Here is a 24,179-nt window from a genome sequence, read left to right as displayed (position 1 = left end):
CATCGTTCCTGTAGTCGGTGCTGCAAATCTAAATGCACAGCGGGCATAGGTGCCCGAAAGGCCGCATATTCTAAGGAATATCCGGACTTTTGCAAATGTCTTTTTCTGGCGCCTATCAGCGTGCCACTCAGATCTGCTATAGAGCCGTCGGTTAAAACGGCGAGTCAGCTCCCGCTAACCGCGGGTTTGCTGGAGATCCCACGTCCCTGTGGGTCGGAGCGCAAGCAAGCTTGCGCTCGAATACTTTTTACATTTTCGGCATGCCGCCGCCGGGCAACATACCGCCCATGCCGCGCATCATCTTGGCCATCCCGCCTTTGGCGGAGAATTTCTTCATCATCTTCTGCATCTGCTTGTGCTGCTTGATCAAGCGACCGATGTCCTGCACCTGGGTGCCGGAGCCCATGGCGATCCGACGTTTGCGCGAACCACTGATCAGCTCAGGGTCGCGGCGCTCGGCCGGGGTCATGGAGTTGATGATGGCTTCCATCTGCTTGAACTGCTTCTCTGCCGCGCCCTGGGCATTGCCCATTTGCGCCAGGTTCACACCGCCGATGTTCGGCAGCTTGTCCATCAGGCCGCCAAGGCCGCCCATGTTCTTCATTTGTTGCAGCTGGTCACGGAAGTCTTCGAGGTCGAAGCCCTTGCCCTTCTTCAGCTTTTTAGCAAGCTTGTCGGCTTTGTCTTTGTCGAGCGTGGCTTCGGCCTGCTCGATCAGGCTGAGCACGTCGCCCATGCCGAGGATGCGCGAGGCGATACGTTCAGGGTGGAACGGCTCGAGCGCATCGCTCTTCTCGCCCATACCGATGAATTTGATCGGCTTGCCGGTGATGGCGCGTACCGACAGCGCGGCACCGCCACGGGCGTCACCGTCGACCTTGGTCAGGATCACGCCGGTGAGCGGCAGTGCATCGCCGAAAGCCTTGGCGGTGTTGGCCGCATCCTGGCCGGTCATGGCGTCGACCACGAACAGCGTCTCGACCGGGTTGATCGCGGCATGCAACGCCTTGATCTCGCCCATCATCTCTTCGTCGATGTGCAGGCGACCGGCGGTATCGACGATGACCACGTCGATGAATTTGAGCTTGGCTTCTTTAATAGCCGCGTTGGCAATGTCGACCGGCTTCTGGCTCAGGTCGGACGGGAAGAAGGTCACACCGACTTCGCCTGCGAGCATTTCCAGCTGCTTGATCGCGGCCGGACGGTAGACGTCAGCCGATACCACCATGACCGACTTCTTCTTGCGCTCTTTAAGGAAGCGCGCCAGCTTGCCGGCGGTGGTGGTTTTACCCGCGCCCTGCAGACCGGCCATCAGCACAACGGCCGGTGGCACGGCGCTGAGGTTCAAGTCTTCGTTGGCTGCGCCCATCAGGCTTTCGAGTTCGGCCTGGACGACCTTCACAAATGCCTGGCCCGGCGTCAGGCTGCGGGACACTTCGGTGCCCACTGCGCGCTCTTTGACCGAGTTGACGAAGTCCTTGACCACAGGCAAGGCCACGTCGGCTTCCAGCAACGCCATGCGCACTTCACGCAGGGTGTCTTTAATATTGTCCTCGGTCAGCTTGGCCTTGCCGGTGACATGGCGCAGCGTCTGCGAGAGACGGTCAGTCAAGTTTTCAAACATGCGCGATCCTTTCAGGCCCTATTCATCGAAATGCAGTGGTGACCGAGGTAATGGCGGCCCAGGCTGTGGTAAATCGCTATTAAAAACAGCGCTCAGCAAGCCTGCGGCGTGGGCAGGTCGCGGATTATAGCGAAGACTGCGCCGCTGCACACGCGCTGTCTGGCCCGGGAGTCTTTCGTGCAGCGCAGGTGTGTGCCAAACTCAGCGCCTTTCGGGCTTGTCTATCAGGATTTATGGTCCCCTTGTCACCCAGTTTGCTACCCAGCCTCGCCGCCGCCCTTTTGTATGCCGCTGCGACTCTCTATCAGGGCACTCGTCTGGCCCAAGGCACTAAAGCGGACAAACGTCTGCTGGTGGGCCTGGGCGTCGTCGCCCTGCTGGCTCACGCCGCGAGCCTGTTCACCCACCTGATGACGCCGGTCGGCTTGGGCCTGGACTTTTTCAGCGCCGCCAGCCTGATCGCCGCTGCCGTTATCGCGCTGACTTTGCTGGCCTGCTACCGCATCCCGGTCGAAAACCTGTTGGTGCTGCTATTCCCGCTGGGAATGCTGACCGTGCTGCTGGCGCAATTCACGCCAACAGGCACCGTGCAGGTCATCGACGAAGAGCCGGGCATCCTGGCGCATATCCTGTTGTCGATTCTGGCCTACGGCATGTTCACCATCGCGGTGTTCCAGGCCTTGCTACTGTTGCTGCAAGATCACCAACTTAAAAACAAGCACCCGTCCGGGCTGATCAAGAACTTCCCGCCGCTGCAAACCATGGAAAGCCTGCTGTTTGGTTTCCTCTGGGCCGGCTGGACGCTGCTGTCGCTGTCGCTGATCTCCGGCTGGCTGTTCGTCGAGAACCTGTTCGCCCAGCACCTGGTGCACAAAACCCTGCTGGCGTGCCTGGCCTGGGTGGTGTTCAGCGTGCTGTTGTGGGGGCGTAACCGTCTCGGCTGGCGCGGGCACAAGGCGATCCGCTGGACCCTGGCCGGTTTCTGCCTGCTGATGCTGGCCTACTTCGGCAGCAAGCTGGTTCGCGAATACATCCTGCATATCTGACGGGCAGCAATAATGGACAACTTGCCCCTTGGGCCGATGCTCGCGGTAATCGCCCTGCTGATCTTATGGGCGGCGCTGTTTACCGCCATCGAAGCCGCACAACAACACCTGCTGGCCATACGCCCTGGCACACGCCAAGGCGACAAGGCCGCCGCCCGCCTGAACTTCCCACGTAACAGCCTGATCCTGTGCAACAGCCTGTGTCGGGCGGCCGTGGTGATCCTGTGCACGTTACTGGCGATTTATGCCTGGGCGCAAAACGGCCCGTGGCTCGGCTGGCTGATCTCCTGCGCCATCCTGCTGATACTTGCCGACTATCTGCCCCGTGCGCTGGCCGTTCGTCACCCCCAAGCCGTGCTGGGTTTCGGTAATACGCTGCTGGGCGTCCCGCTGAAAATCCTTTATCCACTGGCCTGGCTGCTCAACGGCATCAGCCTGTTGCTGTTACGCCCCTTCGCGCGCAAATCCGGCGTGGTAAAAAAGAGCGACGAGCCGCTGCCCGAGCATGACGATGAACCGGAGCCCGAGGCCAACGACAATCGCACGCCCGGCCTGCCAGGCATCCACGCCCTGGACAACATCACGGTCAACGACATCCTGGTGCCGCGCAGTGAAGTGGATGGCATCAACCTGGATGACTCGGTCGAAGCCATCATCGAGCAACTGCGCACGTCCCAGCGCACGCGCCTGCCGGTGTTTCACAGCGACATCAACCAGGTGCAAGCGGTGCTCAACACTCGCCAGATCCAGCACTTGCTGCCCGACGCCAGCCTGACCAAAGAAGCCTTGCTGGCCGCCTGCCACGAACCCTACTTCGTGCCGGAAAGCACGCCGCTGCAATTGCAGTTGCTGAACTTCCATAAACAGCAACGGCGCCTGGGCATGGTGGTGGACGAATACGGCGAAGTGCTGGGCATCGTCACCCTGGAAGATATCCTCGAAGAAATCGTCGGCGAATTCGAAAGCGACCAGGCTGTGGATAACCCGCACATCGAAGCCCAACCTGATGGCCGCTACATCATCGACGGCGCCGCCTCGATCCGCGAACTGAACAAAAGCCTGGGCTGGCACTTGCCCAGTGACGGCCCCAAGACCCTCAATGGCCTGGTTACCGAGGCGCTCGAGACTATTCCCGACTGCGCGGTGTGCCTGAAAATTGGCCGCTACCGCCTGGAAATCCTCGAGACCGAGGACAACCGCGTGAGCAAGGTGCTGATCTGGCATACCAGCCGCGTGCCGGTAGCTGCATAACTTCCCCTGACACCACTCGATCCAATGTGGGAGCTGGCTTGCCTGCGATGCAGGCACCTCGGTCATTCAGTTGAACCGAGGTGATGCCATCGCAGGCAAGCCAGCTCCCACACAAGCCAGCCCACACCAAAGCCAGCATTATCAGCGTGCCAACGCCCCCCTTGTTGGATCTACAAACCCCTTCCTATAATCGGCTCGGCTTACCCAAGCCCCGCCCGACCGCGTGCTACCCGCACTCAGCGCGTCCAGGCACCGCCTTACCGTGTCTGACCGGTGTTTGCTCCCATCCCGAGCCGCCCCGCTTACAACCCTGATCCATGGGTGTTCGACCAATAATAATCCGCGTCCAAACGCGCAATGACCGTCAGGGATACTGCCATGAGCACCACCTACAACGAGGCCGCACCCGCCGCCCCGCTCAACTCGACCGCACGGGTTGCCACTGCAAGCATCGTCGGCACTGCCATCGAGTTCTACGATTTCTATATCTACGCCACCGCTGCGGCACTGGTGATTGGCCCGGTGTTCTTCCCACAGACCTCCGGCACCGCGCAGATGCTGGCGTCGTTCCTGACCTTCGGTATCGCCTTTATTGCCCGCCCGCTGGGCTCGGCGCTGTTCGGCCACTTCGGCGACCGTATCGGGCGCAAATCTACCCTCGTCGCCTCGCTGCTGCTGATGGGCGTGTGTACCACCCTGATCGGCTTGCTGCCGGGGTATGACAGCATCGGTGCCTGGGCGCCGATCCTGCTGTGTGTGCTGCGCTTCGGCCAGGGCCTGGGCCTTGGCGGCGAATGGGGCGGCGCGGCGCTGCTGGCCACCGAGAACGCCCCCAAGGGCAAGCGCGCCTGGTTCGGCATGTTCCCGCAACTGGGTCCGTCAATTGGTTTTCTGGCAGCCAATGGCCTGTTCCTGATCCTGGCCATGAGCCTCAACGACGAGCAGTTCCGCAGCTGGGGCTGGCGCATCCCGTTCATCCTCAGCGCAGCGCTGGTGATGGTCGGCCTGTATGCGCGGCTCAAGCTGCACGAAACGCCGGTATTCGCCAATGCCGTGGCCAAAGAGGCGCCGGTGAAAGTGCCGCTGGTAGAGCTGTTCAGCCAGCATTGGCTGCCGGTGCTGCTGGGCGCCGCGTCGATGGTGGTGTGCTATGCGCTGTTTTACATCACCACCGCATTTTCTTTGAGCTACGGGGTTTCGACCCTGGGCTACAGCCGTGAGATGTTCCTCGGTTTGCTGTGCTTTGCGGTGCTGTTCATGGGGTTGGCCACGCCGCTGGCAGCCTTGGCCAGTGATCGCTACGGGCGCAAGCCGGTGCTGATCGTCGGCGCGGTGCTGGCGATTTTGTCGGGTTTCACCATGGAGCCGCTGCTGACCCACGGTTCAACTTGGGCGGTGGCGTTGTTCCTGGCGCTGGAACTGTTCCTGATGGGCATCACGTTTGCCCCGATGGGCGCGATGCTGCCGGAACTGTTCCCGACCCGCGTGCGTTATACCGGCGCTTCGGCGGCGTATAACCTCGGTGGGATTGTCGGCGCGTCGGCCGCACCGTTTTTTGCAACCAAGCTGGTGGCGATGGGTGGGCTGAGTTATGTCGGCGGGTATGTGTCGGCGGCAGCGTTGCTCAGCTTGATTGCTGTGCTGTGCCTGAAAGAGACGCGGGATAATGATTTGAACAAGGTCGCCTGAAGCCGATCGTTCCCACGCTCCGCGTGGGAATGCCTCTTGTGACGCTCCGCGTCCCGCTTGGGGACGCAGAGCGTCCCGGGCTGCATTCCCACGCAGAGCGTGGGAACGATCGGGTTGGGTTTACAGCTCTACAACAACAGCCTTCGAAGCACGGGTCGCTTTAGCTCGGGCAGCCTCAATCGACTCATCCCGCGCCAACGCCACACCCATGCGGCGCTGGCCGTTCACTTGCGGCTTGCCAAACAGACGCAACGCCGTGTCCGGTTCGCTCAAGGCAGCACCGAGGTTGGCGAACGCTGTCTGAGTCGACTGCCCTTCCACCAGGATCACCGCCGAAGCCGAAGGCCCGAACTGGCGGATCAACGGAATCGGCAAGCCCAGGATGGCGCGCGCGTGCAGCGCAAACTGCGACAGGTCCTGGGAAATCAGGGTCACCAGACCGGTGTCATGCGGGCGTGGCGACACTTCGCTGAACCACACCTGATCGCCCTTGATGAACAACTCAACGCCAAACAGACCACGGCCACCCAGCGCCTCGGTCACGGCTTTGGCTACACGCTCGGATTCAGCCAGGGCAATCGGGCTCATGGCTTGCGGCTGCCAGGATTCCTGATAATCGCCCTTCTCCTGACGGTGCCCTACAGGCGCGCAGAAGGTGGTGCCACCGATGTGACGCACGGTCAGCAGGGTGATTTCGTAGTCGAAGTCGATAAAACCTTCGATGATCACGCGGCCTTTGCCGGCACGCCCGCCTTCCTGGGCGTAATCCCAGGCTTTTTGTACATCATCGGCGCTGCGCAGCAGGCTCTGGCCCTTGCCCGACGAACTCATCACCGGTTTGACCACACACGGGAAGCCCAGGTCTTGCACGGCCGTGCTGTAGTCTTCGAAGGTGTCGGCGAAGTGGTACGGCGAAGTCGGCAGGTCCAGCTCTTCAGCGGCCAGACGACGGATGCCTTCACGGTTCATGGTCAGCGACGTGGCACGCGCGGTCGGGATCACGGTAAAGCCTTCGGCTTCCAGTTCCACCAGCGTTGCAGTGGCGATGGCTTCGATTTCCGGCACGATGAAGTGCGGCTTTTCGGCCTCGATCACGGCACGCAGGGCGGCGCCGTCGAGCATGTTGATCACGTGGCTGCGGTGCGCCACCTGCATGGCCGGCGCGTTGGCGTAGCGATCCACGGCAATCACTTCAACGCCCAGGCGTTGCAGTTCGATTACCACTTCCTTGCCCAGCTCACCGCAGCCACACAGCAAAACGCGGGTCGCGGTTGGCGACAATGGAGTTCCGATTCGGGTCATCTCAGGTCCTCAGGGGAGCGGATCATGGGGAGAAAGGCCGGCATTTTACATGAACTGTAAAAATTGGCCTCAGTTGGCGACAGCCCGTTTGCGCATACGCCAGGCCATGATCAGCCACACCACCGTGACCCCGGCAAATTTGGACACCAGCGCGGTGCCGGCCACTGCCGGTGTGAGCGCGCCGATCAAGCCGAAGAAGATAAAGGTATCGAGGGGAATGCTCAGCGCCGAACTTATCCACAGGCGGTCGTGCAGCGGGCGCTTGGTGATGCTGAACACCAGCCAGTCGATGCACTCGGACACCGCAAACGCCGTGGCGCTGGCCAGCGCGATGGACGGGTCAGAGGTGATATACGACAGCACCAGCGCTGCCAGCATGGCGATGATTGCGCCATGGCCGAAGCGGGTTTGCACCATGTCACGCAGGATAAACACGAGGCCACCCCAGGCGGACCAGATGACATCCAGGTGCGGGGCGGTGGAGAAAGCGAAGTTGATCAGCACGACGCTGCTGATGTAGGCGATCAGGAAGAGCATGGGGGAGGACCTGTGGGTAATGCCGCACAGGTTAATGCACAAACAATCACTGTGGCGAGGGAGCTTGCTCCCGCTGGGGCGCGAAGCGGCCCTAAAACAGGTGTTTGCGGTATAACTGACGAAATGCAGTCGCCTGATGTGGGGCTGCTTCGCAGCCCAGCGGGAGCAAGCTCCCTCGCCACAAAAAGAAGCATTCCAACAGGTCAGGCCCCAGATTTACCCGGCATCATCCACACCAACCCACTCGCCATCGCCCGCTCATGGCACAACCCCAGCACCACCCGGCGCTCGGCATTGTCCATGCGGCTCCAGCGCGTAATCTCATCCACGGTGCGCTGGCAGCCGGTGCAAATATCGTCATCGTCCAGCGCACAAATACTTACGCACGGCGAGGCAACAGGGCGTTCTACAGGGTTCATTGTTCCTGCTCAACCAGGTCACGCGCATACCGCTGCGCGTTATGCACATAGTGCGCGGCGCTGGCTTCGAGCATGCGCTTTTGCGCCTCGGTCAGCTCACGTACCACCTTGCCCGGCGACCCCATCACCAGCGAGCCATCGGGGATTTCCTTGCCTTCGCCAATCAGCGAGTTGGCGCCGATGATGCAATGCTTGCCGATCCTGGCACCGTTGAGGATCACCGCGTTGATGCCGATCAGGCTGTAGTCGTCGACGGTGCAGCCGTGCAGCATGGCGTTATGGCCGATGGTCACGCCGGTGCCCAGGGTCAGCGGGTAGCCCATGTCGGTGTGCATCACGCTGCCGTCCTGCACATTGCTGTTCTTGCCGATCAGGATCAGCTCGTTATCGCCACGCAATACCGCGTTGAACCAGACGTTGGCGCCCTCTTCCAGCTTGACCTTGCCGACCAGCGTGGCATTCGGCGCCACCCAGCTGTGCGGGTGCGTCTCGACGCGGGCGTCGCCCAGGCGGTATTTCATGGTGTGTCCTCACGGCAGGCCATTCAAGCGATGGCTTAGATATTGATAAAGCTTTTAGGCGGCTGGTGCAGGCTGATCTGGGCGTCGTCATAGAGCAGATTGATCAGCTCGACGATCATGATTGCCGTCAACCCCCAAATCTTGTATTCGCCAAATCGGTAGCTGGGCACATACCAACTGCGGCCCTGGTAATCGATGCGGTGGGTGTGTTCGCGCGGGTCCTGGCGGAAAAATTCCAGCGGCACGCTGAACACGGCGGCGATCTCGGCATCGTTGGCCAGGTATTCGACGTAATCGGGGATCACACCGACGTAGGGCGTTACACGAATGCCATGCAGGGAAATCAACGGGCTTAACGGGCCGACCACTTCCACCAGACCGGGCGGCAGACCGATTTCCTCTTCGGCTTCGCGCAGTGCGGTAAAAATCAGGTCCGGGTCTTCGGGGTCGCGCCGCCCGCCAGGAAACGCCACTTCGCCACCGTGGGTCGACAGACCGCTGGCGCGCAGGGTCAGGATCAGCTCGGGTTCGTCGCTGCGGGTGATCGGCACCAACACGGCGGCCTCGGGGAAACGCCCGTCAGTTTCCAAGGTGTGGGGGGTGTGATTGGTTACCCGGCGAAGTAGCTCGTCCAGCATGAGTCATCTCGGTCTGTTGGCTACCTTGTATCATGCACCAAAGCAGGCAGGCGCCCAACCCCAAAACCACCGGCGTGTCGCTAAACGACAACTTGCAGCGCCCTGCCCGCCACGCCAAGATAGACGCACTTTCCAGGAACCCCAGCATGAATTTCTGCAGCCAGTGCGGTAAACCGGTTACCCAACGCATTCCCGAAGGCGACGGCCGCCTGCGCTACGTGTGTGATCACTGCTCGACCATTCATTACCAGAACCCCAATATCGTCGCCGGCACCGTGCCGGTGTGGGGCGACAAAGTGCTGCTGTGCCGTCGCGCCATCGAACCGCGCCTGGGTTACTGGACCCTGCCCGCAGGCTTTATGGAAAACGGCGAAACCGTCGAACAGGCCGCCGCCCGCGAAACCCTGGAAGAAGCCTGCGCCCGCGTGCGCAACCTGAGCATCTATACCCTGATCGATGTACCGCACATCAGCCAGGTGCATATCTTCTACCGCGCCGAACTGGTCGACCTGGACTTCGCCGCAGGCCCCGAGAGCCTTGAAGTGAAGCTGTTTGATGAGGCCGACATCCCTTGGTCCGAGCTGGCTTTCCGCACGGTCGGGCGTACCTTAGAATGCTTCTTCGCTGACCGCAGGCAACAGCTGTTCCCGGTGCGCAGCGAGTCGGTGCCGCCGATGACGCGGCCGGCCAAATAACTCCAGGCAGCACCTTTTACAAGGGAAACCGTTTTAATGCGTTGGTTGCTCGCTCTGATCTGCCTGTCGTTCGCTAGCCTGTCTTCGGCCTCCACGGTGGAAACCCTCGGCGGCAAACCGGTCGAGAAAATCCTGGTGCTCAAGTCCGCCCATCAGTTGCAATTGATCAACGACGGCAAACCGCTCAAGACCTACCGCATCTCGCTCGGTAAAAACCCCAAGGGCACCAAACTGATGGAAGGCGACCGCCGCACGCCAGAGGGCTTCTACTGGATCGACTGGCGCAAGACCAGCGACCGCTTCAACCTGGCCATGCACATCTCCTACCCCAATATCAGTGACTCGGCCCGCGCACGCCGCGAAGGCGTGAAACCGGGCAGCATGATCATGATCCACGGCACGCCCGACACCGAGGAATACCCGGAACAGTGGTTTCACACCCTGGACTGGACCGACGGTTGCATCGGCATGCGCAACGTGGACATGCGCGAAGTCTGGAACCTGGTCAAAGACGGCACCCTGATCGAGATTCGTCCGTAATCGCCTACCGTTTGTAAAATAACTCAAAAATAATTAAAAAAATCCCTGCCCATGGCAGCGCCTGCCGGTGAATACCAGTTCACTGCGCGGGCTGCGCAATTCTGCGCGCACTCAAGACCTCTCTAATACCACTTGATATCAGGCACCCTTAATGTGCGCTGAAACAGGCTACCGCACTGTTTTCGCTGCATTGACATGGTATTTAAGTGGTATTAATTTCCGGCCAATACCGGGCGACAACATTCCAATAACGCATCGGAAACCTGACAGATGAATCCCATACTGGCGCTGCGCCCCGACGACAAACAGTCCACGCCGCTGTACCTGCAATTGGCCCGCAAGCTCGAAGCGGCGATCCATGCCGGCGAGTGGAAATCCGAACAGGCGTTGCCGTCGGAACGGGTCCTGAGTGAGCAACTGAGCATTTCCCGCGTCACCGCGCGCAAAGCCCTGGAAGTGCTGTTTGCCCAAGGCTTGATTCGCCGTAGCCAAGGCTCGGGGACCTTTATCACCCCGCGTCTGGAGCAGCCGCTGTCGCGCCTGTCGGGGTTCAGCGAGATGTTGCGCCTCAAGGGCTTTGTGCCCACGTCCCAGTGGCTTGAGCGCGACATCACCCCGCCGACCCACGAAGAACTGATCCGCCTGGGCCTGTCGCCGACCGACAAAGTGGCGCGGCTCAAACGCCTGCGTAAGGCTGACGACACCGTAATGGCAATTGAAATGACCGCCATGCCCGCCTCCGTGCTGCCAAACCCGCAAGCCATCGGCAACTCGCTGTACGAATACCTGGAAAGCATTGGCAAACCTGTAGTGCGCGCGCTGCAACATATCCAGGCGATCAATGCCTCCGATGAGTTCGCCAAGCTGGTCGGCATCGCCCCCGGCACCGCCATGCTGCTGATGACCCGAGTCGGCTACACCGCCGACAACACGCCGATTGAAATCACCGACACCTACTGCCGCAACGACTACTACGACTTCGTCGCAGAGCTGCGCCGCAATGACTACTCCGCTGAACCGCGAGTTTAGAGAACTGCCCATGTCCGAAGACAACATCCTCACGCCCGGCGGCTGGATTCGCGGCCGCCTGGTGCACGAACACGGCAAGGTGGTCGCCATCGACGGCACGCCGTGCGACCCGAACGACAATGACCTGCCCTACCTGCTGCCAGGCTTTATTGACCTGCACGTTCACGGCGGTGGCGGCAAAGACATCATGGAAGGCACCCGCGCCTTCGAGACCATCACCCGCACCCACGTGCGCTTTGGTACGACCTCGCTGCTGGCTACCACCATGACCGCACCGGTGGATGAAATCTCCCGCGTGCTCGGCGAACTCGGCACGTTCTGCGAGCAACGCCCTACAGGCAGCGCACGGGTTCTCGGCGTACACCTGGAAGGCCCCTACATCAATCCGGGAAAACTCGGCGCGCAGCCCAACTTTGCCCACACCGCATTGATGGCCGAAGTCGAAGCCTACCTGCGCCTGGCGCCGATCCGGGTGATCACCATTGCCCCGGAAATTGCCGGCCACGATGCCTTGATCCGCGCCCTCAGCGAACGCGGCGTGCGCATGCAAATCGGCCACACCCTGGGCAGCTACGAAGAAGGGGTTGCTGCCCTCGCCGCCGGCGCCACCAGCTTCACGCATTTGTATAACGCCATGAGCCCGCTGCATCACCGCGAACCCGGCATCGTCGGCGCCGCGTTGGCCCACGCCAAGTACGCCGAATTGATCCCGGATTTGCTGCATGTACACCCCGGCGCCATGCGCGTGGCGCTGCGCTCAATCCCGTGCCTGTACTGCGTCACCGATTCCACCGCCGCCGCCGGCATGCCCGACGGCGAATACAAGCTGGGCAGCCACACCGTCACCAAATGCCTGGGCGGCGTGCGCCTGGCAGACGGCACCTTGGCCGGCAGCACCCTGACCATGGACCAGGCGCTGCGCAACCTGGTGAAAATCGGCCTGCCGATCAGCGAAGCCTCACAACGGCTGTCGCAATTTCCTGCGGACTATTTGGGCCTGGAAGAACGCGGGCGCCTGCAACCGGGCAGCTTTGCCGACTGCGTGCGCATGGACCGCTCCCTGACACTCACCGACGTAATGGTCGAAGGAGAAACCATTGACTTCAAAAATGCTTGAAGAGGCCCTGGCCTCCTGTGACGCCGTGGAGGCCCAACTGCAGCGCCTCAACCCGATGCTGGAGGAAGTTGCCGGGCGCCTGCGCCGCCAGCCACCGCAAGTGGCGATGACCATCGCCCGTGGCAGTTCAGACCATGCCGCCAGTTACTTCGCCTACCTGGCCATGCAGCATGTGGGCATTCCGGTGGCGTCGTTGCCGATGTCGGTGGTGACCTTGCTGCAAGCGCCGTTAAAGGTCAGCGGCCAGGTGGCGTTCGGTTTCTCCCAGTCGGGGCAAAGCCCGGATTTGGTCAACAGCCTGCGCCTGCTGCGCAAACGCGGGGTTTTGAGCATTTCGATGGTCAACGCCGAAGACTCACCACTGGAAGCCGCGTGTGAATTCCATGTGCCACTGTGTGCCGGGCCGGAGCAGAGTGTCGCCGCGACCAAAAGCTTTATCGCCACTTTAAGCGCCAGCGCGCAGTTGATCGGCCACTGGAACCAGGACCTGTTGCTGCTGCAAGCCTGCCAGGCGTTGCCCGCCGGCCTGCGTGAAGCCGCCACCCAGGATTGGCGCGCAGCGGTCGAGGCCTTGTGCGCCAGTCAGCGGCTGATTGTCATCGGCCGCGGCGCCGGTTTTGCCATCGCCCAGGAAGCCGCACTCAAGCTCAAGGAGACGTCGGCGATCCAGGCCGAAGCCTTCAGCAGCGCCGAAGTGCGTCACGGACCGATGGCTTTGATCGACCAAGGCTACCCGTTGCTGGTGTTCGCCCCACGCGGTGCAGAGCAGGCCGGCTTGTTGAGCCTGGCCGCTGACATGCGCCAACGCGGCGCCCGCGTGCTGCTGGCCGCGCCGGACGATATCAGCGAGCGCGACCTGACCCTGAGCCGCGCCGAACACCCGAGCCTGGACCCGATCCTGGCGATCCAAAGCTTCTACGTGATGGCCGCAGGCCTGGCGGAGGCCCGGGGCATGGACCCGGACCAGCCGCGCCACCTGAGCAAAGTTACCCGCACTCACTGAGTCGCGTTTTCCTGATGAGTACCGTGCCCATGTCCTACAACAATAATGAATTGACCCTAAGCGCCCCACTCAGTGGCCCGGTGCTGAGCCTGGGCAATGTTCCCGATGAAGTGTTCGCCAGTGGCGCCATGGGCGACGGTATTGCCATCGACCCACTGAACGATTGCCTGCACGCCCCCTGTGATGGCGTGATCATCCACGTCGCCCGCACCGGGCACGCACTGACGATTCGTGCCGACAACGGCGCCGAAGTGTTGATGCATGTGGGCATCGACACCGTGGAATTGAACGGCGAAGGCTTTGCCCTGCTGGTGAAGGAAGGCGCACGGGTGAGCCAGGGCCAGGCACTGGTGCAGTTTGATCTGGATCGCATTGCGCGCCAGTGCAAAAGCCTGGTCAGCCTGATTATCCTGACTAATGGCGAGGGTTTTGAGCTACGGCCGGTTGCAGGAAAAACCGTCAAGGTGGGTGAGCCGTTGCTGCACATTGCCGCGCGTTCGGTAGCGCCGTTGCAGGCGGCTGTGGATAACTCTGTCACCGAAGTGCGCGCCAGCGTGCGCATTACCCACCGTGGCGGTTTGCATGCACGCCCCGCCGCGCTGGTGCGTAAGACCGCGCAAGGTTTCAGCAGCCATGCAGAGTTGCACTTCGCCGGTAAGTCGGCGCCGTGCGATAGCCTGATTGGCTTGATGGGGTTGGGCATTGGTGAAGGTGATGAAGTGCGCATCACCTGTCGCGGCAAGGATTGCGAGGCGGCGTTGCAGGCGCTGGTGGCCGCACTGTCGGTTGCTGTGAGTGAAGAACACCACGCGCCGGTAGTCGTGACACCGCGTCGGGCGAACACCGAAGCCGGTGTGTTGCAAGGCGTGTGCGCCGCGCCCGGCCTGGTCTGCGGGCCGCTGTTTCGCCTCACCGGTATCGAACTGCCGCAAGACACGGGCAACCACATCGCCGACGAACAACTGCAACGCCTGGACACCGCGCTGGAGCACGTGCGCGGAGAAATCCGCAGCACCCTGGCACAGGCACGCCAACGCAAGAACGTCGAAGAAGAAGACATCTTCGCCGCCCACCTTGCGCTGTTGGAAGACCCCACGCTGCTGGATGCCGCCACCCGTGCCATCGAGCAAGGCAGCGCCGCTACCCACGCCTGGCGCGATGCGATCCAGGCGCAATGCGCGGTGTTGCTGGCCTTGGGTAAACCGCTGTTTGCCGAGCGCGCCAACGACCTGCGCGATCTGCAACAGCGAGTACTGCGTGCGCTGTTGGGGGAAGTCTGGCACTTCGAATTGCCGGCCGGCGCGATTGTCAGCGCCCATGAACTGACCCCCTCCGACCTGCTGCAACTGAGCGCACAAAACGCCGTGGGTATCTGCATGGCCGAAGGCGGCGCTACGTCTCACGTCGCGATTTTGGCCCGAGGCAAAGGCTTGCCGTGCGTGGTCGCGCTGGGCGCCGAAGTGCTCGACGTGCCCCAAGGCCAACGCGTGGTGCTGGACGCGGCCAACGGTCGCCTGGAACTGGCACCCAGCGAGGCGCGCCACGCCGAAGTGCACCAGATTCGTGATGCGCAAAAGTTGCGCCGTCAGCAACAACAGGCCCAAGCCCAACAAGCGGCGCAAACCCGCGATGGCGTGAGCATTGAAGTGGCGGCGAATGTTGCCTCCAGCGCCGAGGCTAAAGTGGCGTTTGAGAACGGTGCCGATGGTGTGGGCTTGCTGCGCACCGAATTCCTGTTTGTCGACCGCCGCACCGCGCCGGATGAGCAGGAGCAACGCCAGGCCTACCAGGCCGTGCTGGATGCCATGGGCGACAAGTCGGTGATCATCCGCACCATCGACGTGGGCGGCGACAAACAGCTCGACTACCTGCCGTTGCCGGTTGAGGCCAACCCGGTGCTGGGCCTGCGCGGCATTCGCCTGGCGCAGGTGCGCCCGGACGTGCTCGACCAGCAACTGCGCGCGCTGCTGCAAGTGTCTCCGGTGGCGCGTTGCCGCATCCTGCTGCCGATGGTCAGCGAGGTGGATGAACTGCTGCAGATCCACCAGCGCCTGGATGAACTCTGCGCGGAGCTGGAACTGACCCAGCGCCCGGAACTGGGCGTGATGATCGAAGTGCCCGCCGCCGCGCTGATGGCTGAGCAACTCGCCAAACACGCGGACTTTTTATCCATCGGCACCAATGACCTGTCCCAGTACACCCTGGCCATGGACCGCGACCACGCGGGCCTCGCCGCACGGGTGGATGCCTTGCACCCGGCTCTGCTGCGCTTGATCGCGCAAACCTGCGCCGGCGCCGCCAAGCATGGGCGTTGGGTGGGTGTGTGCGGCGCCCTGGCGTCCGACCCGCTGGCCACGCCGGTGCTGGTTGGCCTGGGTGTGAGTGAACTGTCGGTAAGCCCGCCGCAAATCGGAGAAATCAAGGACCGCGTTCGCCACCTGGACGCGGCGCAATGCCGGCAATTGAGCCAAGGCCTGCTCGACCTGAGCAGCGCCAAGGCCGTTCGCCAAGCCTGTCAACACCACTGGCCGCTGAGCTGAAAACAACAAGAATAGGGAGACACGCCATGTACCAACATTTCATCGAAGGCCTGCAACGCCTCGGCCGCGCACTGATGCTGCCAATCGCGATTCTGCCGATCGCCGGCCTCTTGCTGCGTCTGGGCGACACCGACCTTTTGAACATCGCGGTGATGCACGATGCCGGGCAAGCAATCTTCGCCAACCTGGCGCTGATCTTCGCCATCGGTATTGCCGTCGGTTTTGCCCGCGACAATAACGGCACGGCGGGTTTGGCCGGGGCGATTGGTTACCTGGTGATGATTTCCACGCTCAAGGTGATGGACACCACCATCAACATGGGCATGCTCGCCGGTATCGCCAGCGGCTTGATGGCCGGTGGGCTGTATAACCGCTTCAAGGACATCAAGCTGCCGGAGTACCTGGCCTTCTTTGGTGGGCGACGGTTTGTGCCGATTGTCACCGGGTTTTCGGCGGTCGCCCTGGGCGTGATCTTTGGCCTGATCTGGCCGCCGATCCAGCACGGCATCAACAGTTTCGGCGTGCTGCTGATGGAAAGCGGCAGCTTTGGCGCATTCGTGTTTGGCGTGTTCAACCGCCTGCTGATCGTCACCGGCTTGCACCATATCCTCAACAACATGGCGTGGTTTGTGTTTGGCAGCTTTACCGACCCAACCACCGGCGCCATCGTCACCGGCGACCTGACCCGGTATTTTGCCGGCGACCCGAAAGGCGGCCAGTTCATGACCGGCATGTTCCCGGTGATGTTGTTCGGCCTGCCCGCCGCGTGTTTGGCGATGTACCGCAATGCACTGCCGGAACGCCGCAAGGTCATGGGCGGGATTTTCCTGTCGATGGCGCTGACCTCGTTCCTCACCGGCGTGACCGAGCCGATCGAGTTCGCATTCATGTTCCTTGCGCCATTTTTGTACCTGATCCACGCGGTGCTCACCGGCCTGTCGATGGCCGTGACCAATATGCTGAATATCCACCTCGGTTTTACCTTCTCCGGTGGCTTTATCGACATGGTGCTCGGTTGGGGCAAGTCCACCAACGGCTGGCTGGTATTCCCGGTCGGGTTGGCTTACGCGGTGATCTACTACAGCGTGTTCAACTATTGCATTCGTCGGTTCAACCTGAAGACACCGGGGCGTGAAGACATCCAGGTGGTGCAGGCTGAGGTGATGACCGATAACCAGCGGGCCAGTGCCTACATCAGTGCACTCGGCGGTGCAGAGAATTTGCTGAGTGTCGGCGCGTGCACGACTCGTCTGCGCCTGGACATGGTGGATCGTAACAAGGCGGTGGATGCGCAGTTGAAAGCACTGGGCGCGATGGCCGTGGTTCGGCCGGGTAACGGCGGGAGTTTGCAGGTGGTCGTAGGGCCGATGGCCGACAGCATTGCGGATGAGATCCGCCTGGCGATGCCGTCGTTTGTTGCCAGTGCGCCGGTGGCCGCCCAGCCTGTGGATAAACCGGTCGCGGTGAATGTGCAAGAGGCCGAGAAGTGGCTGAATGCTTTAGGCGGCCGCACGAATGTGCGCCAGCTGGAAGCGGTGGCGATGACCCGATTGCGGGTGGAACTGGGGGATGATTCGGTGCTGTCTGAAGCGGACCTGACTGCGCTGGGTTGCCAGGGTGTGAGCCAGCTGGACAGCGGGGTTTGGCATTTGTTGATTGGTGACAAGGCCACTGGATTGGGCGAGGCACTGGAGCGGCTGGTTACCCGACCAATCAACGCCTGACCGATCGTTCCCACGCTCTGCGTGGGAATGCCGCCCCGGACGCTCCGCGTCCAAGCCGTCGCGCATGACTCAAGCCCTGCACAAGGGTGACGCGGAGCGTCACAGGATGCATTCCCACGCGGAGCGTGGGAACGATCAATGTGGGAGCTGGCTTGCCTGCGATTGGCCCTTACAGGCGCCTGATTACTTCTGTTCAGACACCTCAAATAGATCCAACACCCGGTCCACCATCAACTGAATACCTTCCAGCATCCGATGAATCCCCAGCACTGCATCACGCTGTGGGCCGTCGATGTCAAAAGCCAAGTTGCCTGCCAGCGCTTGAAGTGATGCCAGGTCTTGGGAGGCATTGGCGAGCAGGGTTTCGCTGTTCAGGTTGGGGAGTACGGAGAAGATTTGATCGGTGGGCTGAGAATCAGATGGGGGATTTGGACTGTCTTTGATCATGATAAAACTCCTAACAAAAAATGGGAGCTACCGACATCACTTGCAGATGATGGGTGGCAGCTGTGTACGGGTCTGCAAGACCGAGTTGTTAGGAAACCCGGCAGACCCAGAGATCTCCCGCACACAGCCACCATAAATCAATGATCGCTTCATCAAAGCGGCACGATTATAGGTGCACTGTTGGCCACTAACAAACTATCGGCGGGCTTGCAGTCCCGGTCGCCACATTGGCAGCGACCCGAGAAGACTAGTGCCGCCAGTTCCTAGGGACAACCTGAAAGCCCTGTGGGAAATCTCCGAGACTTGAAGATATCGCAGACAATAAAAAACCCGGTCCAAGCCGGGTTTTTTGTTTGCAATCTACGCCTAAGCAGATGCCCCACGCTGCTCGGCTTCGTAATGGCGAGTCTGGAAAGGCATCAGCGCTTGAGCCTTCAACCCCAGCCCCTCACTCAGCCCCCAAGACACCGCCAATTCATCACGACGGCTGCGCAGCGCAACAGCGCCTTGTGGTTGCACGTTTTGTTTGGCAGCAGAAGCCGAAAACAATTCAAGCGCCTTCAACGCTTCCATTACCCGGGAATCCGTCGCACATGAAAAGCGCGTGAAGCGCTCAAGCAAGTAACCTGCGCGACGAAGCTCCACCTCACTGGAATGCGCCTTCAGAAAAGCCCTCACCTCACCCACAAGGTTCGCGTCCGAGTACCAAACCGCTTTTGCTGCACAGACAAGCGCCGCGTCATCAGCCTGATTCAAAGGGCTTTTGACCAGCGTATCCAAGGCGGATGAGAGGACGGGCGCGTTAAAAGGCTTCGTCAACTTCAGTCTCCAGGTAGTCGTGCAGAATATTGTTCAGAATGGATCTAGGTGATTCTTTGTTGCCAACATACATATCAATCGCCTGCAATGCCAATCGACGGAACTCAGTGCCAAGGATGAAGCCTGCCCTGAGCAACGCCATGATGTCGCTTACATCCTGATCCGTAGCTCTGCCCAATTTGGAGATCGCAATATCGATAGGCGCAGCTATGTGCAGATGCAGTGCAGACTCGTGAGGAAATTCCTCAAGGGGAATACTTCGTTCCCAGTAGTCTTCGTGAAGCGGGCCAAATGCAGTGTTGTATTGAAGATCGTAGTTCAGCTCCATGACGCGGCCGGATTGCTCATCGAAAAATGCTTCTGGAAACTCCGCCAGCAATGTCCGCAGACGCAATGTGTCTCGAGTATTCGCGCAGTAAATCTCTGCATCCACATCAGTGGAAACTCGATGGTGCGTATACAAATGGACAGCACAGCCACCAAAGACAATAACCTTCACCGCGCCGGGCTTGGCGCCCTCAACCATCAACTCCACCTCGATGGACTTGAACATTGAAATCAAAGCCTGGCCCAGTGGGGTACTCTTATTGAGGCGAGGAGCGACGGTATCTGGAAAATCCATTATTAATCTCAAGCCGGTGCAGCATTGCCGAACGGGTCTTGAGTTCAAATCCCGATCACTGATTGGTCAGTGACCGAGGAAGGCTATTGAGGCGAGTTCCTAGGGACAACCTGAAAAGCCTGTGGGAAAGATCTGGGGCGCCTGTCCCGGCCCCATCGCAGGCAAGCCAGCTCCCACATTTTGAACGTATTCACAGATCAAACTGTGGGAGCTGGCTTGCCTGCGATTGGCCCTTACAACCAACAAAAAACCCGCTGACCAAACTGGCCCAGCGGGTTTCTTGTTTCTGCAATCTGCGAATCAAAAATCCGCCAACTGCCACACCTCATACGCCGGTGTCTCATAGGGATGGCTGAGTTTCAACGCGGCTACAACCGCCACGATCAACTCATCCGCCACCACCAGCTCAACCTTCCATTCTTCAACCACTTCAACCTGGCCCACCTGCCCAAGAAACGGCTGGCTGCCGTCCAACGCGCGGAATTGGCCCTGGCCCAGCACTTGCCAGGCACAGCTGTCGTAGTTGCCGATGCGCCCGCCGCCGGCGGCGAAGACGGCGGTTTTCACCGTCTCCACATGGCTGGCGGGCACAAAGAAGGCAAGCTTGTACACCGCCTTAGTTCACCCACACGCGAGCGTTGCGGAACATGCGCATCCACGCGCCGTCTTCGTTCCACTCTTCAGGGCGCCACGAGTTTTGCACGGCGCGGAATACACGCTCCGGGTGCGGCATCATGATGGTCACGCGACCGTCGCGGCTGGTAAGGCCGGTGATCCCGCGCGGCGAGCCGTTCGGGTTGGCCGGGTAGCTCTCTGTGACCTTGCCGTGGTTGTCGACGAAACGCATCGCCACACAACCGGACAGGTCGGCTTCGAGCAGGGCTTCTTCGCTGGAGAATTCAGCGTGGCCTTCACCGTGGGCGATGGCGATTGGCATGCGCGAACCGGCCATGCCTTGCAGGAAGATCGAGTTGGATTCCTGCACCTGCACCATGGCGACACGGGCTTCGAACTGCTCGGAACGGTTACGCACAAAGTGCGGCCAGAACTCGCTGCCCGGGATCAACTCGTGCAGGTTGGACATCATCTGGCAACCGTTGCACACACCCAGGGTGAAGCTGTCGTTACGCTCGAAGAAGCCCTGGAACGCATCGCGCGCACGGCTGTTGAACAGGGCCGATTTGGCCCAGCCTTCACCGGCACCCAACACGTCACCGTAGGAGAAACCACCGCAAGCGACCAGGCCTTTGAACTCGTTGAGGTCAACGCGACCGGCGAGGATGTCGCTCATGTGCACGTCGATCGCATTAAAGCCGGCGCGGTCGAACGCGGCCGCCATTTCCACCTGGCCGTTGACGCCCTGCTCTCGCAGTACGGCAACTTGTGGGCGAATGCCTTTCTTGATGTAAGGCGCGGCGATGTCCTGGTTGACGTCGAAGCTGAGCTTGGTGCTCAGGCCCGGGTTGTCTTCTTCCAGGATCACGTCGAATTCCTGCTCGGCGCAGTCGGCGTTATCACGCAGGCGTTGGATCTGGTAGCTGGTCTCGGCCCACTGGCGTTGCAGCAAGCGGCGCTGGCCGGCAAACACGGTATCGCCATTGAAGGAGATATTGATTTCACCGTTATTGATCGGCTGACCGATCACCGCCACACAGTCGTCCAGGCCAGCGGCGCTGAATTGTGCGAGTACGTCCGGAGTGGCGTCCTGGCGAACCTGGATCACGGCGCCCAACTCTTCATTGAACAGGATGCCGTTGATTTCGGCAGCATCCTCGGCAACGCTGTCGAGCACAATGTTCAGGCCGCAGTGACCGGCAAATGCCATTTCGACAACGCTGGTCAGCAAACCGCCGTCGGAACGGTCGTGGTAAGCCAGCAGGTGGCCGTCGGCGTTCAGGCCCTGGATCACGGCGAAGAAGGCTTTGAGGTCTTCGGCGTCATCCACGTCCGGCGCGTGCTTGCCGAGCTTGCCGTGGGTTTGCGCGAGGATCGAGGCGCCCATGCGGTTCTGGCCACGGCCCAGGTCGATCAGGATCAGATCAGTGGTGCCCTTGTCCATGCGCAGTTGCGGGGTCAGGGTCTGGCGGATGTCGGTGACCGGTGCAAAACCGGTCACGATCAGCGACAGCGGCGAGGTCACGCTCTTGTCGGTGCCGTCTTCGTTCCAACGGGTGGCCATGGACATGGAGTCCTTGCCCACCGGAATGGTGATACCCAGTTCCGGGCACAGCTCCATGCCGACAGCCTTGACGGTGTCGTACAGGCGCGCATCTTCACCCGGGTGACCGGCAGCGGACATCCAGTTGGCCGACAGTTTGATGTCGGACAGCTTGCCAATGCGCGAAGCGGCGATGTTGGTGAGGGTTTCACCAATCGCCATACGGCCCGACGCCGGGGCGTCCAGCAGGGCCAGCGGCGTGCGCTCGCCCATGGCCATGGCTTCACCGGTGTACACGTCAAAGCTGGTGGCGGTGACGGCAACGTCGGCCACCGGCACTTGCCATGGGCCAACCATTTGGTCACGGGCCACCAGGCCGGTGATGGTGCGGTCGCCAATGGTGATCAGGAAGCTTTTGCTCGCCACGGCCGGGTGGTGCAGCACGCGCTCGATGCTGTCGGCCAGTTCCAGCGTGCTTGGGTCGAAGTCATCGCCCAGCTCGGCTTCACGCACGGCCGAACGGTGCATGCGCGGGGCTTTGCCCAGCAGTACTTCCAGCGGCATGTCGACCGGGCTGTTGCCGAAGTGGCTGTCGGTGACCGTCAGCTGTGGTTCGGCAGTGGCTTCGCCGACCACGGCAAACGGGCAACGCTCACGTTCGCAGATGGCCTGGAAGCGCGCGAAGTCTTCAGGGCCAACGGCCAGTACGTAGCGTTCCTGGGATTCGTTACTCCAGATTTCGTGCGGGGCCATGCCCGGCTCGTCGTTTGGAATGTTGCGCAGTTCGAAACGGCCACCACGGTCGCCATCGTTGACCAGCTCGGGGAAGGCGTTGGACAAACCGCCGGCGCCGACGTCGTGGATGAAGCTGATCGGGTTCTTGTCACCCAACTGCCAGCAACGGTCGATGACTTCCTGGCAGCGGCGTTCCATTTCCGGGTTTTCGCGCTGTACGGAAGCAAAGTCCAGGTCTGCCGAGCTGGTGCCGGTGGCCATGGAGGAGGCTGCACCGCCGCCCAGGCCGATCAGCATCGCCGGGCCGCCGAGCACGATCAGCTTGGAGCCGACCAGGATCTCGCCCTTCTTGACGTGTTCTTCACGGATGTTGCCCATGCCGCCGGCCAACATGATCGGCTTGTGGTAACCGCGCACTTCATCGCCACGCGGGGTGGTGATGGACTGTTCGAAGGTACGGAAGTAACCGGTCAGCGCCGGGCGCCCGAACTCGTTGTTGAACGCGGCGCCGCCCAGCGGGCCTTCGATCATGATGTCGAGTGCGGTGACGATGCGCTCAGGCTTGCCGTACGGCACTTCCCACGGCTGTTCGAAGCCCGGGATCTGCAGGTTGGACACGGTGAAACCGGTAAGGCCAGCCTTGGGCTTGGCGCCACGGCCGGTGGCGCCTTCGTCACGGATTTCGCCGCCCGAACCTGTCGCTGCGCCCGGGAACGGGGCAATCGCGGTCGGGTGGTTGTGAGTCTCAACCTTCATCAGGATGTGCACCGGCTCCTGCACCGCGCCGTACTGGCGGGTTTCAGGGTCCGGGAAGAAACGGCCGGCGACGGAGCCGACGATCACCGAGGCGTTGTCCTTATAAGCAGAAAGAACGCCTTCGCTGTGCATCACGTAGGTGTTCTTGATCATGCCGAACAGGCTTTTTTCCTGGCTTTCGCCGTCGATATCCCAACTGGCGTTGAAGATCTTGTGACGGCAGTGCTCGGAGTTGGCCTGGGCGAACATCATCAGTTCGATGTCGTGCGGGTTGCGCTTCAAGCCATTGAAGGCGTCGACCAGATAGTCGATCTCATCTTCGGCGAGCGCCAGGCCCAGTTCGGTGTTGGCCTTCTCGAGGGCGGCGCGGCCACCGCCGAGCACGTCAATCGCAGTGAGCGGCTTGGGCTCGGCGTGGCTGAACAGGCCGGCAGCCTGTTCCAGCTGGCTGACGATGATCTGGGTCATGCGGTCGTGCAGGCTGCTGGCAATCAGCTCGGCTTCGGCATCGCTGAACTGGCCGGCGACGTAGAAAGCGATACCGCGTTCCAGGCGCTGGATTTTTTCCAGGCCGCAATTACGCGCGATATCACTGGCCTTGCTCGACCAGGGCGAGATGGTGCCGAACCGCGGCAGAACCAGGAACAAGCGGCCGGTCGGCTCTTGAACGGGAACGCTGGGGCCGTACTTCAGAAGGCGTGCGAGCACTTGCTGTTCGTCGGCGGTCAAGACGCCGGTTACGTCGGCGAAGTGAGCAAATTCAGCATACAAGCCTGTAACAGCTGGAACCTTTTGGCTCAGTTGCTCAAGGAGTTTGCTGTGGCGAAAGGCAGAAAGGGCAGGAGCGCCGCGCAGGATCAACATCTTCGGGACAGCCTCGGGAAGGGGGTGTGCTTTGAGGCCGTGCATTCTAGCGTAAACCTGCGCCAACGGCACTCGAAACGGCACGGCTGGCCGCTGCCGAACG

21 protein-coding genes are annotated in these 24,179 nt (G+C 61.2%); 10 read left to right on the top strand and 11 right to left on the bottom strand.

The features are described from left to right. Window positions 1–247: 247 nt before the first annotated feature. Entirely contained in the window at window positions 248–1,624 is a 1,377-nt protein-coding gene (gene ffh, locus AB4P96_RS07500) for a signal recognition particle protein (RefSeq protein WP_017139724.1), read from the bottom strand. 233 nt (window positions 1,625–1,857) lie between these two features. Between ffh and AB4P96_RS07495 the strand changes: the two genes are divergently transcribed. The 3 genes from AB4P96_RS07495 (at window position 1,858) to AB4P96_RS07485 (ending at window position 5,610) form a co-directional block, all read left to right on the top strand. Beyond that, window positions 1,858–2,670, top strand: coding sequence for an inner membrane protein YpjD (locus AB4P96_RS07495; RefSeq protein WP_017139723.1), 813 nt, complete (start codon window positions 1,858–1,860; stop codon window positions 2,668–2,670). Window positions 2,671–2,682: 12 nt separating this feature from the next. Then, window positions 2,683–3,921: a transporter associated domain-containing protein gene (locus AB4P96_RS07490; RefSeq protein ID WP_170039940.1), complete on the top strand. Its 1,239-nt coding sequence runs from the start codon at window positions 2,683–2,685 to the stop codon at window positions 3,919–3,921. A gap of 378 nt (window positions 3,922–4,299) precedes the next feature. After that, window positions 4,300–5,610 carry an MFS transporter gene (locus AB4P96_RS07485; RefSeq protein ID WP_017139721.1) on the top strand — a complete coding sequence of 437 codons (1,311 nt, stop codon included), beginning with the start codon at window positions 4,300–4,302 and terminating at the stop codon, window positions 5,608–5,610. Window positions 5,611–5,730: 120 nt separating this feature from the next. Here the strand turns inward: AB4P96_RS07485 and purT are convergent, their stop codons facing one another. From purT to AB4P96_RS07460, 5 genes are all read right to left on the bottom strand, one after another. Beyond that, window positions 5,731–6,912, bottom strand: a complete 1,182-nt coding sequence (gene purT / locus AB4P96_RS07480) for a formate-dependent phosphoribosylglycinamide formyltransferase (RefSeq protein WP_395600641.1) — start codon at window positions 6,910–6,912, stop codon at window positions 5,731–5,733. A 69-nt stretch (window positions 6,913–6,981) separates the two neighbouring features. Further along, window positions 6,982–7,449 carry a VUT family protein gene (locus tag AB4P96_RS07475; RefSeq protein WP_056858699.1) on the bottom strand — a complete coding sequence of 156 codons (468 nt, stop codon included), beginning with the start codon at window positions 7,447–7,449 and terminating at the stop codon, window positions 6,982–6,984. 203 nt (window positions 7,450–7,652) lie between these two features. Next, window positions 7,653–7,868, bottom strand: coding sequence for a DUF1289 domain-containing protein (locus AB4P96_RS07470; protein WP_138449462.1), 216 nt, complete (start codon window positions 7,866–7,868; stop codon window positions 7,653–7,655). Next, entirely contained in the window at window positions 7,865–8,389 is a 525-nt protein-coding gene (locus AB4P96_RS07465) for a gamma carbonic anhydrase family protein (protein ID WP_058414816.1), read from the bottom strand. Before AB4P96_RS07465 ends, AB4P96_RS07470 begins: the two co-directional genes overlap by 4 nt. A gap of 35 nt (window positions 8,390–8,424) precedes the next feature. Next, complete coding sequence (locus AB4P96_RS07460; protein WP_017139716.1) at window positions 8,425–9,027, bottom strand: CoA pyrophosphatase; 603 nt, start codon at window positions 9,025–9,027, stop codon at window positions 8,425–8,427. Between the two features lie 146 nt (window positions 9,028–9,173). On the opposite strand from AB4P96_RS07460, the gene AB4P96_RS07455 reads away from it, so the two are divergent. The 7 genes from AB4P96_RS07455 to nagE all read left to right on the top strand — a co-directional run bounded on the left by AB4P96_RS07455 (window position 9,174) and on the right by nagE (window position 17,675). After that, complete coding sequence (locus AB4P96_RS07455) at window positions 9,174–9,722, top strand: NUDIX hydrolase (protein ID WP_017139715.1); 549 nt, start codon at window positions 9,174–9,176, stop codon at window positions 9,720–9,722. A 36-nt stretch (window positions 9,723–9,758) separates the two neighbouring features. Continuing rightward, window positions 9,759–10,262, top strand: a complete 504-nt coding sequence (locus AB4P96_RS07450; protein WP_099485500.1) for a murein L,D-transpeptidase family protein — start codon at window positions 9,759–9,761, stop codon at window positions 10,260–10,262. 270 nt (window positions 10,263–10,532) lie between these two features. Further along, window positions 10,533–11,291 carry a GntR family transcriptional regulator gene (locus AB4P96_RS07445; RefSeq protein WP_017139713.1) on the top strand — a complete coding sequence of 253 codons (759 nt, stop codon included), beginning with the start codon at window positions 10,533–10,535 and terminating at the stop codon, window positions 11,289–11,291. Window positions 11,292–11,301: 10 nt separating this feature from the next. Next, complete coding sequence (nagA, locus tag AB4P96_RS07440; protein WP_395600971.1) at window positions 11,302–12,408, top strand: N-acetylglucosamine-6-phosphate deacetylase; 1,107 nt, start codon at window positions 11,302–11,304, stop codon at window positions 12,406–12,408. Next, window positions 12,401–13,411 carry an SIS domain-containing protein gene (locus AB4P96_RS07435; protein ID WP_395600970.1) on the top strand — a complete coding sequence of 337 codons (1,011 nt, stop codon included), beginning with the start codon at window positions 12,401–12,403 and terminating at the stop codon, window positions 13,409–13,411. Before nagA ends, AB4P96_RS07435 begins: the two co-directional genes overlap by 8 nt. A gap of 29 nt (window positions 13,412–13,440) precedes the next feature. Further along, entirely contained in the window at window positions 13,441–15,951 is a 2,511-nt protein-coding gene (gene ptsP / locus AB4P96_RS07430) for a phosphoenolpyruvate--protein phosphotransferase (RefSeq protein ID WP_395600640.1), read from the top strand. Between the two features lie 26 nt (window positions 15,952–15,977). Next, entirely contained in the window at window positions 15,978–17,675 is a 1,698-nt protein-coding gene (nagE, locus tag AB4P96_RS07425) for an N-acetylglucosamine-specific PTS transporter subunit IIBC (RefSeq protein WP_017139709.1), read from the top strand. 183 nt (window positions 17,676–17,858) lie between these two features. On the opposite strand, the gene AB4P96_RS07420 is transcribed toward nagE, so the two are convergent. The 5 genes from AB4P96_RS07420 to purL form a co-directional block, all read right to left on the bottom strand. Further along, window positions 17,859–18,122 carry a DUF6124 family protein gene (locus tag AB4P96_RS07420; RefSeq protein ID WP_017139708.1) on the bottom strand — a complete coding sequence of 88 codons (264 nt, stop codon included), beginning with the start codon at window positions 18,120–18,122 and terminating at the stop codon, window positions 17,859–17,861. Window positions 18,123–18,488: 366 nt separating this feature from the next. Next, window positions 18,489–18,941, bottom strand: coding sequence for a hypothetical protein (locus AB4P96_RS07415; protein ID WP_017139707.1), 453 nt, complete (start codon window positions 18,939–18,941; stop codon window positions 18,489–18,491). Then, window positions 18,925–19,563: a DUF6036 family nucleotidyltransferase gene (locus AB4P96_RS07410; protein WP_395600639.1), complete on the bottom strand. Its 639-nt coding sequence runs from the start codon at window positions 19,561–19,563 to the stop codon at window positions 18,925–18,927. Before AB4P96_RS07410 ends, AB4P96_RS07415 begins: the two co-directional genes overlap by 17 nt. Before the next feature lie 300 nt (window positions 19,564–19,863). Continuing rightward, complete coding sequence (locus tag AB4P96_RS07405) at window positions 19,864–20,175, bottom strand: NGG1p interacting factor NIF3 (protein ID WP_065930379.1); 312 nt, start codon at window positions 20,173–20,175, stop codon at window positions 19,864–19,866. A 4-nt stretch (window positions 20,176–20,179) separates the two neighbouring features. Then, a complete protein-coding gene (gene purL / locus AB4P96_RS07400) occupies window positions 20,180–24,076 on the bottom strand; it encodes a phosphoribosylformylglycinamidine synthase (RefSeq protein WP_177033353.1) in 3,897 nt (1,298 codons plus the stop codon). Between the last annotated feature and the right edge of the window lie 103 nt (window positions 24,077–24,179).

The sequence above is a fragment of the Pseudomonas sp. B19125 genome (assembly GCF_044218855.1).
Classification (GTDB): Bacteria; Pseudomonadota; Gammaproteobacteria; order Pseudomonadales; family Pseudomonadaceae; genus Aquipseudomonas; species Aquipseudomonas edaphica.
Note: the sequence above shows the minus strand (reverse complement) of the source record. Positions and strands in the feature narration are given on the sequence as shown.